General features: G+C 69.7%; 11 protein-coding genes. 3 read left to right on the top strand and 8 right to left on the bottom strand.

Annotation, left to right across the window (positions count from 1 at the left end):
- Nucleotides 1-41: 41 nt before the first annotated feature.
- Nucleotides 42-1,415, bottom strand: a complete 1,374-nt coding sequence (locus tag QSK39_RS04140; RefSeq protein WP_285476327.1) for a hypothetical protein — start codon at nt 1,413-1,415, stop codon at nt 42-44.
- A gap of 238 nt (nt 1,416-1,653) precedes the next feature.
- On the opposite strand from QSK39_RS04140, the gene QSK39_RS04135 reads away from it, so the two are divergent.
- Nucleotides 1,654-3,987, top strand: coding sequence for a GH92 family glycosyl hydrolase (locus QSK39_RS04135; RefSeq protein ID WP_285476326.1), 2,334 nt, complete (start codon nt 1,654-1,656; stop codon nt 3,985-3,987).
- Here QSK39_RS04135 and QSK39_RS04130 read toward each other — a convergent pair.
- From QSK39_RS04130 to QSK39_RS04120, 3 genes are all read right to left on the bottom strand, one after another.
- A complete protein-coding gene (locus tag QSK39_RS04130) occupies nt 3,984-6,035 on the bottom strand; it encodes an MMPL family transporter (RefSeq protein WP_285476325.1) in 2,052 nt (683 codons plus the stop codon). The two genes, QSK39_RS04135 and QSK39_RS04130, sit on opposite strands and share 4 nt — an antisense overlap.
- A 113-nt stretch (nt 6,036-6,148) precedes the next feature.
- A complete protein-coding gene (locus QSK39_RS04125; protein WP_285476324.1) occupies nt 6,149-6,817 on the bottom strand; it encodes a response regulator in 669 nt (222 codons plus the stop codon).
- 7 nt (nt 6,818-6,824) lie between these two features.
- Nucleotides 6,825-7,889 (bottom strand): sensor histidine kinase, encoded by a 1,065-nt coding sequence (locus tag QSK39_RS04120; RefSeq protein ID WP_285476323.1) that lies wholly within the window; start codon nt 7,887-7,889, stop codon nt 6,825-6,827.
- 79 nt (nt 7,890-7,968) lie between these two features.
- On the opposite strand from QSK39_RS04120, the gene QSK39_RS04115 reads away from it, so the two are divergent.
- Both QSK39_RS04115 and QSK39_RS04110 read left to right on the top strand, forming a co-directional pair.
- The gene (locus QSK39_RS04115) at nt 7,969-8,421 is read left to right on the top strand and encodes a DUF3761 domain-containing protein (RefSeq protein WP_285476322.1); all 453 of its coding nucleotides are present in this window, start codon (nt 7,969-7,971) and stop codon (nt 8,419-8,421) included.
- Nucleotides 8,422-8,507: 86 nt separating this feature from the next.
- Nucleotides 8,508-9,923 (top strand): MFS transporter, encoded by a 1,416-nt coding sequence (locus QSK39_RS04110; RefSeq protein WP_285476321.1) that lies wholly within the window; start codon nt 8,508-8,510, stop codon nt 9,921-9,923.
- Here the strand turns inward: QSK39_RS04110 and QSK39_RS04105 are convergent.
- From QSK39_RS04105 to QSK39_RS04090, 4 genes are read right to left on the bottom strand one after another with little or no spacing between them, the layout of a single operon-like run.
- The gene (locus tag QSK39_RS04105; RefSeq protein ID WP_285476320.1) at nt 9,920-10,726 is read right to left on the bottom strand and encodes an SAM-dependent methyltransferase; all 807 of its coding nucleotides are present in this window, start codon (nt 10,724-10,726) and stop codon (nt 9,920-9,922) included. The genes QSK39_RS04110 and QSK39_RS04105 overlap by 4 nt on opposite strands.
- A gap of 40 nt (nt 10,727-10,766) precedes the next feature.
- Nucleotides 10,767-11,396, bottom strand: coding sequence for a histidine phosphatase family protein (locus QSK39_RS04100; protein ID WP_285476319.1), 630 nt, complete (start codon nt 11,394-11,396; stop codon nt 10,767-10,769).
- Nucleotides 11,397-11,398: 2 nt separating this feature from the next.
- Nucleotides 11,399-12,202 (bottom strand): SAM-dependent methyltransferase, encoded by an 804-nt coding sequence (locus QSK39_RS04095; RefSeq protein ID WP_285476318.1) that lies wholly within the window; start codon nt 12,200-12,202, stop codon nt 11,399-11,401.
- Complete coding sequence (locus QSK39_RS04090) at nt 12,199-12,996, bottom strand: SAM-dependent methyltransferase (protein ID WP_285476317.1); 798 nt, start codon at nt 12,994-12,996, stop codon at nt 12,199-12,201. The genes QSK39_RS04095 and QSK39_RS04090 overlap by 4 nt, the downstream gene beginning before the upstream one ends.
- Nucleotides 12,997-13,018: the final 22 nt, after the last annotated feature.

Here is a 13,018-nt window from a genome sequence, read left to right as displayed (position 1 = left end):
GCCGTCACCGGGAGTCCCTGGTGGCGGCCTCCGTCATGTCACTACTGCGTGGACTTGAGTTCTTGCCGTCCTTCATTCAGCCAGCGCAGCCCCATCACGGTGCCGTCTGCGCCCATCGACACCACCCCGCCCCAGTCGCTCTCCACCTCGGCAGAGCGATCGGTCCATTGTTTGAACGCGCGCGGAGTCTCCTCCAGGTAGGAACTCAGGTCCTTGTCCCGCGCGAGAAGGGTGTGAAGAACCTTGGGCACACCTGAGAACACTTCGACCCGGCGACGATCGAACCGGAAGACGTGATCGGTGCCGACCAGTTCCGTGCCGCCGAGGGAGACGTGGACGTCGCATTCGGCGTTCGTTGCGTGCTGGGAGTAGTCGTCTCCCAGACGTGACTGCTGTCGCGCGGTCAGGTAATGCCCGGCGCTCTCGCGGTCTCCGACGAAGGCGAGAACCCCGGCCGCTGCAGTGCGCACCAGAACGCGGGAGAACCATTCGTAGTCGGCAGCGGGGATGTTGAACCCCGACCGGATGCCGGGCTTACCATCGTTCGTGGGCTGTGGGATCTGCGGGAATGCGTTCAGCTGCTCGACTGGCCCAGTCAGGTCGGGCACTGGAGCGCCCGCACCTTGCAGGATGCCGTCGCCAGGTGGATCGAGCACACCGATGGCGATCCCGCCTTCTGCAGCCAAAGTTGTCGACATGAGCAAACTTGGTGCCGGACCGCCGTCGAGTGCTACCGCATGCACGCGTTCGGCAGCTCGCGCTAGTTGTTCGAGCTGCATGTTCGCTCGGCCGTGCGTGCCGCGGCACTCGACGATGACCAGGCGGAGCGGTCCGTTGGCTTTCCTGCCGACGATGAAGTAGCCGGGCCGGGTTCGAGTGTGATGAGAACCCTTCGACTCCTTGCCACGCAGTGCCCAGCCTGCTTCGAGGGCGACTTCGGCGTCGACGACTTCGAAGTGGTGACCGGGAGCTGTCCGACTCAGTACCTCACGAGCCGCACGGAGCGCGAACGCCGTTCCAAGATCCTGAGCCTGAACCGATTTACGGTGGTAGCGCGGGTGCTTTCCATTGGCGGAGAGCTCCATGCGACCGTGGTGGTTGCTCTGTAGCGTCGTCAGGTACCGGAGGTAGTTCCAGTGCTGGGAAATGCCGCGAGAAGGGTTCTGCCCAGCGAGTACGGTCGCCCGCCCGAGCGTGTGGAGTAGTTCCCATGGTGTGGTCGCCATGCCGTGTCGGTGAGCGGCGGGCGCAAGTGGGATCAGCGAAGGCTTCCGAGGTATTTCCCCTTTTTCCTCCTTGGCTCGCTTGTCGGCTTCCTTGCCTGCAAGTCGCTCGACTCGGCCGGCGAGGTCCGCTGTCGATTCGATGGCCACGTGCGCCCGCTGCCGGAGTTGTTTCATCGGATCTTCGATCATCAGGTCTTCCCTCCCGCTCGTCCTGGATGTCGCCCCTTCCATTCACCTGCTTGCAATCGATGTTGTCTGCCGCTCATCCGGTCATTCACCGCAGCAGGTGCGTCACTTTCAGTGATTTTTCGAAGGTGTCGCCGAGGAGCGCGACGCCGTGGTCTCCTGGTTGGCGCCTTCGTCGTGTCCGTCTGTTTGTCCGCTTCCGTTCGCCCAAAAGCCACGGATTGCGGGTTAATCTCCGCCCATGCGCCGTCCTGTCACGGTGGCACTGGCCGCCGCCCTGCTCGCCTCGACGTTGACAACGATGTCGGGCGCCGCTGACCTCAGCGCCGCCGACTACGTCGACCCGCTGATCGGCTCCGCCGGGGACGGCAACACCTATCCCGGGGCCACCGCGCCGTTCGGGATGCTCGCCTGGAGCCCCACCAGCACGCGCGGCGACCAGACCAGCACCGGTGCTGCCAACGGCTACCAGTACGACGCCACCCGGATCCGCGGCTTCGCGTTAACGCACGTTAACGGCGCCGGTTGCAACCCCGGTGCCGCCGGTGACGTGCCGATCCTGCCGTTCGCCGACGACGTCACCTCCTCGCCGACCGCCGACACCACCGACGCGATCTACGCGAGTAACTTCGGTCACGCCGACGAAGCGGTCACGACGGGACGGTACCGTCTCGGCCTGCAGAACGGCGTCACCACGGACGTCGCAGCCACCGAACGCACCGCGATCGGCACTCTGCAGTACCCCGCGGGCAAGCCCGCCAGCCTGCTCTTCCGCACGTCGAACTCGCTCAACGGCAGCGAAGACGCCGAGACCCACCTCGACGCGGCGAACCGCAAGGTCACCGGCTCCGTCCTCACCGGCGCGTTCTGCGGCCGCCGCGCGAACGGCGGCGTCAACAACCGCAAGTCCTACTACCGGCTGTACTTCACCGCGCAGTTCGACCAGCCCTTCGTCGGGACCGGGACGTGGAAGGACGCGACCCTGCAGCCGGGCGGCACCGACCAGACCGGCGGTGAGGGTTACGCCACCGGGAAGGACCGGGCCGGACGCGGCTCCGGCGGTTACGTCACCTTCGCGCCCGGCAGCAAGGTGACCATGCGGATCGCGATCTCCTACGTCTCGCTCGAAGGCGCGGAACGCAACCTCCGGGCCGAACAGCCGGTGAAGTCCACCGTGGACAGCATCGCGGACAAGACCAAGAAAGCCTGGAACGCCGAACTGAGCCGGGTCGACGTCCAGGGCGGCACGGCCAACCAGCGGATCGTCTTCACCACCGCGCTCTACCACAGCCTGCAGCAACCCAACCTCGTCAGCGACGTCGACGGCCAGTACCTGGGGATGGACCGCAAAACCCACCGCGTCGAACGCGGCCAGGACGCGCAGTACTCCAACTTCTCCGGCTGGGACCAGTACCGCGCGCAGATCCAGCTCTTGGCCCTGCTCGAACCGCGCGTCGCCGGGAACTTCGCGCAGTCGCTGTACAACTACGCGAAGCAGAACGACGGCGTCTGGGATCGCTGGGTGCACGTCAACGGCGCGACGCACGTCATGACCGGCGACCCTTCGGCAGCGACGATCGCAACCTTTTACGCCATGGGCGTCCGCAACTTCGACTACCGCAGCGCGTTCGATTCGCTGTACAAGCAGGCGACAGTTCCGCGTCCGGAGGGCCTGCAGGACGGCGGCTGTCCTGGCCAGTGCGTCGGCCAGCGGCCCAACCTCGCGCAGTACCTGTCGTCCCACTACGCGCCCAACGACGTCTGCCACTGCTGGGGAGGTGCCGCCGAGACACTGGAAGACGCGGTCGCCGACTCTGCAATCGGACATTTCGCAGAACAACTCGGCCGCACTCGCGAAGCTGCGGAGCTGCACGCCCGGGGTGCTTACTGGCTGAATGTGTTCAACAAAGAGACCGGGTACGCGCAGGCCCGCAACGTCGACGGCAGCTGGGTGACGCCGTTCGACCCGGCGAGCGACCGCGGCTTCGCGCAGGGCAGCGCTGCCGCCTACACCTGGATGGTCCCGCAGGACGTCTCCGGACTCGCGGACGCCATGGGCGGCAAGGCGAACGCCGTCACGCGGCTCGACGGCTTCTTCCACGACGCCAACGGGAACTGGCAGCTCAAGGGCGGCGGCCCGCTCAAGTACGACCCGACCAACGAGCCCGACATCCACGCGCCGTGGCTGTACAACGAGCTCGGGCAGCCGTGGAAGACGCAGGAGACCGTGCGGCAGCTGGTGAACTCCGTCTACACGACCGGACCGTCCGGGCTGCCCGGCAACGACGACCTCGGCACGATGTCCGCCTGGTACGTCTTCGCGGCCCTCGGGATCTACCCGCGGACGCCGGGCTCGGGCGAGCTGCTGCTGTCGAGCCCGCTGTTCCCGGCCGCCGTGATCCGGCCGGCGGGCGGCGCGCCGATCCGGATCACGACGTCGGGGAGCGGGAAGTACGTGGCCGACGTCCGCCGGAACGGCAGGCCGCAGCGCGACTGGAAGGTCGACGCCTCGTTCCTGCACGGCGGAAGCCTGGACTTCCGGCTGTCCGAGACGCCGACCGGCTGGGGGAGTTAGGGCTCCAGCGCGACGTGCGGCAGCCGGCGGTCCAGCCACCGCGGCAGCCACCACGCGCGTTCCCCGAGCAGCCGCATGATCGCCGGGACGAGTAAACAGCGGATAACCAGCGCGTCCAGCAGCACCGCGACCGCCAGGCCGAGGCCGAACTGCGCGAGCATCCGCGACGGGTCGAGCAGGAACGCGCCGAACACCAGCACCATGATCGCGCCGGCCGCGGTGATCACGCCGCCGGTCGAGGCGAGTCCTTCGCGCACCGCGAGCCGCGCGTCGCCGGTGCGCCGCCACTCCTCGTGCATCCGCGACACCAGGAACACCTCGTAGTCCATCGACAGCCCGAACACGATCGCGAAGATCATCACCGGCACGAACGCCTCGATCGGGCCGGGTTGCGCGCCGAACCAGCCGTCGCCGAACACCAGCGTCATGACACCCAGCGAAGCGCCGATGCTCAGCAGGTTCAGCAGCGCCGCCTTGAGCGGGATGAGGATCGACCGGAAGACGACCATCAGCAGTAGCGCGGACAGCCCGACGACGACCAGCACGAACAGCGGCAGCCGGTCGGCGACGGCGTCGGCGAAGTCCGTCGCGGCGGCGACCGACCCGCCGACCAGGTAGTGCCCGGGCAGCGTAGGCAGGACGTCGGTACGCAGGCGAGTCACCAGCTCTGCCGTCGCCACGTCCTGGGGTGACGTCGTCGGGAACAGGAGGACGGTCTGGTTAACCGGCGTTAACACGTGCGCGACTCCGGGCGTCGTAGCCAACTTCTGCTGCAGCGCGACGGGGTCGCCGTCTTGGGTGACGATCGCGAGCGGACCGCTGAAGCCCGGCCCGAAGCCCTCGGCCAGCAGGTCGTACGCCTGCCGCGTCGTCGAGCCCGCCGGGTCGGTGCTCGCGTCGGCGAACCCTAGCCGCATGCCCGCGGCGGGGATGGAAAGCCCGACAAGCAGTGCGAGGCCGATCGCGAGCGGAGCCACCGGACGACGCTGGACGCCGTCGGCGAGCCGTCGCCATGCTTTGCCGTGGTCACGCCGCGCGGCGTGCCGGCGGATGCCGCGTTCGAGCCGCTTGCCGAACAGCGACAGCAGCGCCGGCAGGAGCGTCACCGACGCGAGCATCGTCATCAATACGGTGAGCGCGACGGCCAGCGCCACCCCGCGCAGCCCGCCGAGCCCGAGTGCGAGGAGGCCGAGCAGCGCGATGATCACCGTCGTCCCGGCGAACAACACCGAGCGTCCGGCCGTGTCGAGCGCCCGGCGGGCGGCGGCGTCGCGGTCGTACCCGGCCAGGATCTCGCTTCGGTAGCGGGAGAAGATCAGCAGCGCATAGTCGACGCCCACCCCGAACCCGACCAGCATCATCAGCGGTGAGGTGTAGCTCGCGATGTCGACGAAGTGCGAGACGACCGTGATCACGCCGAGCGTGCTGCCGACGGCGAACACCGCGGTGAGCACCGGCAGCCCGGCCGCGAGCAGTGAGCGGAACAGGAACACGAGGATGACGAGCGCGGCGAGCAGCCCGACGCCTTCCGCGGGCCCGCCGCCTTCGGAGATCCGCTCGATCGGATCGCCGGCGAGCGCGACGGTCACCGGCCCGGCTTGCTTCGCGGTGTCGGCGAACTTCACGATGTCGTCGTACGGGAGATCGGTCGAGGGCACGTCGAAGGTGACGGTCGCGTAGCCGATCCGGCCGTCCGACGACAGTGTCTCGAACGGCCCGGTCACCGACCGCACGTGCGGCTGCAATCGGACATTTCCCAGAGTGTTTTCGACCGCGGCGCGCTGTGTCGCGAGCCCGTTGTCCTCCTTGAACACGATCTGCGCGGTCGCTCCGGACTGCGCGGTGTTCTTCAGGAGGTCGACGACCTGCTGCGACTCGGTGCCGGGCAGCGAGTTGTCGTCGTGGAACGCGCTGCCGGTGAGACGGGAGGTGAACGTGACGCCGATGAGGACCAGCGCCCAGAGTGCGACGGCGAGCCACCGGTGGTGCTGCGCCCAGCCGGCCAGGCGGGCCAGCCTTCCCCCAGTGGGGCGAGTGATGGTGTCCATGGGGCACAAGGATTCGCCGGCGGGACACTACTGCGCGTCGCGCAGCGGAGGACACTTGCCCTGCTCCCGGCGGTGTCCCTTAAGGCGTTTCCCGTACCCCCGGGGGAGTACGGCTAGGGGGTGAGCCACCGCGGCGTCACCGCGCCGGACTCGTAGGCGAGGACGACGAGCTGCGCGCGGTCGTGCGTGCCGGTCTTCGTCATGATGCGGCTGACGTGCGTCTTCGCCGTCGCCGGGCTGAGCGTGAGCTCGCGCGCGATCTCGTCGTTCGACAAGCCGGCCGCGACCAGGGAAAGCACCTCGCGCTCGCGGTCCGTGAGCCGGTCCAGTGCCGGAGCGGGAGAGGGGCGCGTGACGCGCGCGGCGAACTCCGAGATCAACCGCCGGGTGATCGACGGCGCGAGCAGCGCGTCGCCGCGGGCGACCACGCGCACGGCGTGGATCAGCTCTTCGGGCTCGGTGTCCTTGACCAGGAACCCGCTCGCACCCGCGCGCAGGGCGCCGTAGACGTCTTCGTCGAGGTCGAACGTCGTGAGGATGACGACCTTCGTTTCGTTCAGCGAGGGGTCTTCGAGCAGGTGCCGCGTGGCGGCGAGACCGTCGAGCACCGGCATCCGGATGTCCATCAGCACGACGTCCGGACGGTGGTCGTGCGCGGCCTGCAGGGCTTCGCGGCCGTCGGCGGCTTCCGCGACGACGTCGATGTCCGCCTCGCCGTCCAAAATGGACCGGAAGCCGGCGCGGACCAGCCGCTGGTCGTCGACGAGCAGGACCCGGATCATCGGGTCATCATCGCACCGGCAGCCGGGCGCGCACGCGGTAACCGCCGCCCTCACGCGGTGCCGCGGTCAGTTCGCCGCCGAGCGCCCGCGTACGCTCCGCCATGCCGCGGATCCCGGTGCCCGGCGGGGCGTCGCCACCGCTTCCGTCGTCGTCGACCTGCACGGACAGCGCGTCGGCGCCGTAGCCGAGCCGGACGACGACGGTCTTCGCCCCGGCGTGCTTCGCGACGTTCGTCAGCGCCTCCTGCACGACGCGGAACGCGGCGTGCTCGACGTCCGGCGGCAGGTCCCGGGCGACGCCGTCGATCTCGGTGCGCACGGTCAGCCCGGACGCGCCGACCGACTCGGCCAGCTCTGCCACCCGCGAAAGGCTCGGTTCGGCCTGGCGGAGCATGCCAAGCGTCGCGCGCAGCTCCTGGAGCGCGGTCTTGCTGGCGTCCTTGATGGTGCCGAGGGCTTCCTCGGCCTGCGCGGGGTCGCGGCGGTGCAGCGCGGCGCCGGCCTGGACGTTGATCAGCGCGAGGTGGTGGCCGAGGACGTCGTGCAGCTCGCGGGCGATGCGCAGCCGCTCGTCGGTCGCGCGGGTCCGGGCCTCGGCCTCCTTGGTGCGCTCGGCTTCTGCGCGGTAGTGCGCGACCGCACCCCCGGCGACGAGCGCGACGAACCAGCCGGTCATCAGGAAGAAGGCGAAGTTGTCGACGTGCCGTCCGCTGCGCGAGCTGATCTCCCCGGCGGCGACGCCCGCCATCGCGGCGACGACGAGCAGCGCGGCCCCGCGGATCCGCCCGGCCGCGGCGGCGTTGTAGAGCGTGTAGGCGAAGGCCAGCAGGACGAGGCCGTCGGGATCGGTGAGCGGGTAGTAGAGGGCGCAGCTAACGAGCGTTAACGCGGCGACGCCCAGCGGGTACTTCCGCCGGAAGAAGACCGCGGCGCAGCCGAGAACGGTGAGGACCCAGCCGAGCGCCGCGTGGTGGGCGGGCTTGGCGCCGTCGTTCAGGACGGTGAACAGCGAACCGGCGAGCACCGCGACGGTGACCGCGAGCTCGGGTGCCCATCGCCGCAACCAGGACATGCGCCGAGTCTAGGCGGCGTAACAAACCTTCCGGGGCGAGCGACTTCGCGGCATTGATTGGCATGGCTAAGGAGTCTTCGTGAGCAAGAAACTGGGGTTGGTCCTGGCCGCGGGCCTGCTGGTCGCGGGCTGTGGCGTCGGCGCTGTGTCGCCGAAGGACGCCGGGAACGTCGGAGTCCTCGATGCTCCGACGTCGACGTATTCGATGCCCACGTATTCCGTTCCGGTCACGACCGCACCACCCACGTCCGATGCGCCGGTGGTCACCACTACGCCGACCCAGGCGCAGGCCGTCGCGCCGAAGACGACAGCCGCCAAGCCCAAGGCAGCGCCGAAGACCACCGCGCAGGCCGCGCCGAAGCCGGCCGAGTGCGGCGCCGACTACTACGTGAACTCCTCCGGCAACTGCGTCCACCGCCCCAGCGACAACCCGTCCGGAGCGACCGCGCTCTGCAAGGACGGCAGCTACAGCTACAGCCAGCACCGCTCCGGTACGTGCTCCGGCCACGGAGGCGTGCGCACCTGGCTGTGACGAGAGCACCAATCGAGCGGAAAACCCCCGGAGCGTAGGTACAGTGCATGAAGTTGCATGATGCGTACTAACTACACACCGGGGGTGTGCTGGTGTCCCGACCCGAAGGGTCCGGTCGCGCGATCGTCGTGGTGCTCGCTTCGTGCGGGCTGGTCGCGTCGTTCATGCAGACGCTGGTCGTGCCGCTCATCCCGGTGTTCCCGCGGCTGCTGAACGCCTCGGCGGCCGACGCGTCCTGGGTCGTCACCGTGACGCTGCTGGCCGCGGCCGTCATCACCCCGGTCAGCGGACGGCTCGGCGACCTCTACGGCAAGCGGCGGATGATCCTCGTCAGCCTCGCGCTGCTCATCGCCGGTTCGGTCGTCTCGGCCACGAACAGCGAGCTCGTGTTCCACATCATCGGCCGCGGGCTGCAGGGCTGCGCGATGGGTGTCATCCCGCTCGGCATCAGCATCATGCGCGACGAGCTCCCGCCGGAACGCGTCGGCGGCGCGATCTCCCTGATGAGCGCGACGCTCGGGGTGGGCGGCGCGATCGGGCTGCCGGTCGCGGCCATCGTCGCCGAGAACGCCGACTGGCACGTGCTCTTCTGGATGTCCGCCGCCCTCGGGCTGTTCTTCGTGCTGCTGATCGTCAAGTTCGTGCCGGAGTCGCCGGTGCGCACGCCCGCGCCGTTCGACTACTTCGGTGCGCTCGGGCTGGCCGCCGGCCTGGTCTGCCTGCTGCTGCCGGTGGTCAAGGGCGCCACGTGGGGCTGGACCAGCACGCCGACGCTGGGGTTCGCCGCCGCGGCCGTCGTCATCCTGGCCGGCTGGGGCACCTACCAGCTGCGGCGGCGCGACCCGCTGGTCGACCTGCGCGTGTCCGCCCGCCGCCCGGTGCTGTTCACGAACCTGGCGTCGATCATGGTCGGGTTCTCGATGTACGCCATGGCGTTGTCGTTCCCGCAGCTGCTGCAGGCGTCGGCGTCGACCGGGTACGGGCTGGGCCAGACGATGGTCGAGTCCGGACTGTCCCTGGCGCCGAACGGCCTCGTGATGATGCTGCTCTCGCCGGTCTCGGCGCGGCTCATCACCCGGTTCGGCCCCCGCCCGACGCTGATGACCGGCGCGCTGGTGATCGCCCTCGGGTACCTGTTCGCGATCGTGCTGATGGACAACGCCGCCGAGCTGATCACGGCGTCGGTGATCATCGGCGCGGGCGTCGGGATCGCGTACGCGGCGATGCCGGCGTCCATTATGGGCTCGGTGCCGGTCACCGAAACGGCGTCCGCGAACGGCCTCAACTCCCTGATGCGGTCGGTCGGCACGGCGATTTCGAGCGCGGTGATGGCGGCGATGCTCGCCCAGCTGACGATCACCGTCGGCGGCCTGTCCGTGCCGTCGCTGTTCGGCTTCCGCGCGACGTTCGCCGTGGCGGCGTTCGCCGCGCTGGCGGGCGTGCTGCTGGCCGGGCTGGTGCCGAAGACGCGGGTGGCGCCGGAGCTGGTCGGCGTCGCTTAGTCCTTGCGCGCCACCAGCGCCAGCCCGCCGCACTCGGCCGGGTTCGCGGGCACGTCGGCCGGGTCGTCCGGCCGCCACTGCGGGATGAAGACGATGCCCGGGTCGAGGATCTCGAAGCCGTCCACGAGCGCGCGCAGCTCGTCGGCCGTGCGGGGCGTCACCGGGTTCGCGCTCTTCTGGTACATCGCGACGGCGCGGGCGGTGCCGTCGCTCTGCTGCTCCGGGGTCGCCGATGACATCGCCAGGTAGCTGCCGGGCGCGAGCGCGTCGCGGTAGGCGCCGATCAGCCGGGCCGGGTCGCGCTCGTCCGGGATGAAGTGCACGAACAACGCCATCACGACCATCACCGGCTGGTCGAGGTCGAGCATCATCTCGGTGGTCTCGTGCTCGAGGACGTCGTCCGGGAACTCGGCGTCGGCGTGCACCATCACCGCGTTCTCGTTGTCCTCCAGCACGATCTCGCTGTGCGCCACGGCGACGGGCTCGTTGTCGACGTAGACGACGCGCGCGGTCGGGTCGATCCCGTGCGCGACTTCGTGAACGTGCCCGACGGTCGGCATGCCCGAGCCGATGTCGAGGAACTGCCGGATGCCCTGGGCCATCCCGAACCGGATGGCCCGGCGCAGCCACTGCCGGTTCAGCTGCGCGCGCTCCCGCGCGTTCGGCTGGGCGGCCAGCACCTGGTCGGCGAACATCCGGTCGACGGCGTAGTTGAGGCGGCCGCCGAGGATGTAGTCGTACACGCGCGCGGGGTTCGGCTTGTCGAGGTCGATGCCGCGCCGCGCGTACTCGTCTTCACTCATCCGCCGCTCCAGTGATCGTGGTGACGGCGAGGATAGCGGGTCATCCGATCAGGTGGCTCGTGTCGTTCAGCGTGTGCAGTGTCCGATTGCGGAAGCGGTCGTCCTCGTGGAGCACGGTGATGCCGCCGGCACTCGCCCGGAACGAGGCGTACGCGCAGGCAGCGACCGGCAGGCCGAGCCACGCCGCGACGACCCAGCTCAGCGAGCCGCCGTGGGTGACGACCACCTGGTGCTCCTCGCCGGCGGAGCGGATGCGGTCCATCGCGCGGTACACGCGGGTCACCCACTCGAGCTTGGTCTCGGCGCCCTCGATGCCCTCGTCGTGGTCGAGCCGCTCACCGGTGGCCGGGGGCGGCACGAACCGCTCGTCGAGCCAGGACTGCGGCTGCCCGCCCGCTACGCCGTAGGACTTCTCCCGCAGATCGGGCACGAGCGTGGGCTCGACCCCGAAGAGGCTCGCGATCGGCGCCGCGGTCTCGACCGTGCGGCGCAGGTCGGAGCTGTACAGCCCGATCCGCGCCGCGCGGGGGACGAGGTCGTGCAGCCGGGCCGCGACCGCCCCCGCGTGCAGGCGGCCGCGAGCCGTGAGCGCGGAGTCGAACCAGCCGCCGACCCGGCCTTCGACGTGGTGCGTGGCCTCCGGATGCGTGACGACGTAGACCCGGCGCATCCCTAGTTCTTGCGCGCCACCAGCGCGAGCTGGCTCGCCAGCTCCGGGTGCTCACCGACCTCGTCGGGGTCGTCCGGCCGCCACTCCGGCGTGAACACGATCCCCGGCGGCAGGATCTCGAAGCCGTCCAGCAGCGCACGCAGCTCGTCTCGCGAGCGCGCCACGACGTTCGTGCCGCTCTTCTGGTACATCTCCGCCGCGCGGCGGACTTCCTCGCCCTGGCCCTCGAACGTGCCCGACGACAGCGCGAAGTAGCTGCCCGGCGCGAGCGCGTCGCGGTAGGTGGCGATCAGGCCGGCCGGGTCGCGCTCGTCCGGGATGAAGTGCACGAACGCGGCCATGATCAGCATGACCGGCTGGTCGAGGTCGAGCAGCATCTCGGTGGTCTCGTGCTCGAGGACGGCCGCCGGGAACTCGGCGTCGGCCTGCACCATCTCCGCGTTCTCGTTGTCCTTCAGCACGATCTCGCTGTGCGCGACGGCGACCGGCTCGTTGTCGACGTACACGACGCGCGACGCGGGGTCGATCGCCTGGACGACCTCGTGCACGTGCCCGACGGTCGGCATGCCCGAGCCGATGTCCAGGAACTGGCGGATGCCCTGCTCGGCGCCGAAGCGGACGGCCCGGCGCAGCCAGCGCCGGTTCATCAGGGCCAGCTCCTTGGACTCCGGCCGCACCGCCAGGATCTTCTCGGCGAACATCCGGTCGATGGCGTAGTTGAGCTTGCCGCCGATCAGGTAGTCGTACACGCGGGCCGCGTTCGGCTGGTCGAAGTCGATCTCGCGCTTGGCGTGCTCGTCGGTCATCGCTGCGCCACGAGCGCCAGCCCGCCCGACTGCTCCGGCGGATCCTCGAGCGGGCCGTCCGGGCGCCACTCGGGGGTGAAGACCACGCCCGGCGGCAGGATCTCGAAGCCCTTCATCAGCGCCCGCAGCTCGTCGGGCGACCGCAGTGTCAGGGGCGTGCCGCTCTTCTCGTACAGCGCAACCGAGCGCTGCGACTCCTCGCCCTGCCCCTCCCACGTGCCCGACGAGAGCGCGAGATAGCTGCCCGGCGCGAGGACGTCGCGGTAGGTGGCGATCAGCCCGGCCGGGTCGCGCTCGTCCGGGATGAAGTGCACGAACGCGGCCATGATCACCATCACCGGCTCGCTGAAGTCCAGCATCGCCTCGACGGTCGGGTGCTCCAGCACCTCGTCCGGGTACTCGGCGTCGGCCTGGACCATCGCCGCGTTGTCGTTGCCCTCCAGCACGATCTCGCTGTGCGCGACCGCGATCGGCTCGTTGTCGACGTAGACGACCTGCGCCGCGGGATCGATCGCCTGGACGACCTCGTGCACGTGCCCGACCGTCGGCATGCCCGAGCCGATGTCGAGGAACTGCCGGACACCCTGCTCCGCCGCGAACCGAGCCGCGCGGCGCAGCCACGCCCGGTTGACCAGCGCCATGTGCCGCGCGTTGGGCAGCACGCCCAGGATCCGGTCGGCGAACATCCGGTCGACGGCGTAGTTGAGCTTGCCGCCGATCATGTAGTCGTACACGCGCGCCGCGTTCGGTCTTTCGAGGTCGATGCCCCGCTTCGCGTGTTCGTCTTCGCTCATCCGCCGCTCCCGGGGCTCAGGT

The sequence above is a fragment of the Amycolatopsis sp. NBRC 101858 genome, from assembly GCF_030269325.1.
GTDB lineage: Bacteria > Actinomycetota > Actinomycetes > Mycobacteriales > Pseudonocardiaceae > Amycolatopsis > Amycolatopsis ponsaeliensis.
Note: the sequence above shows the minus strand (reverse complement) of the source record. Positions and strands in the feature narration are given on the sequence as shown.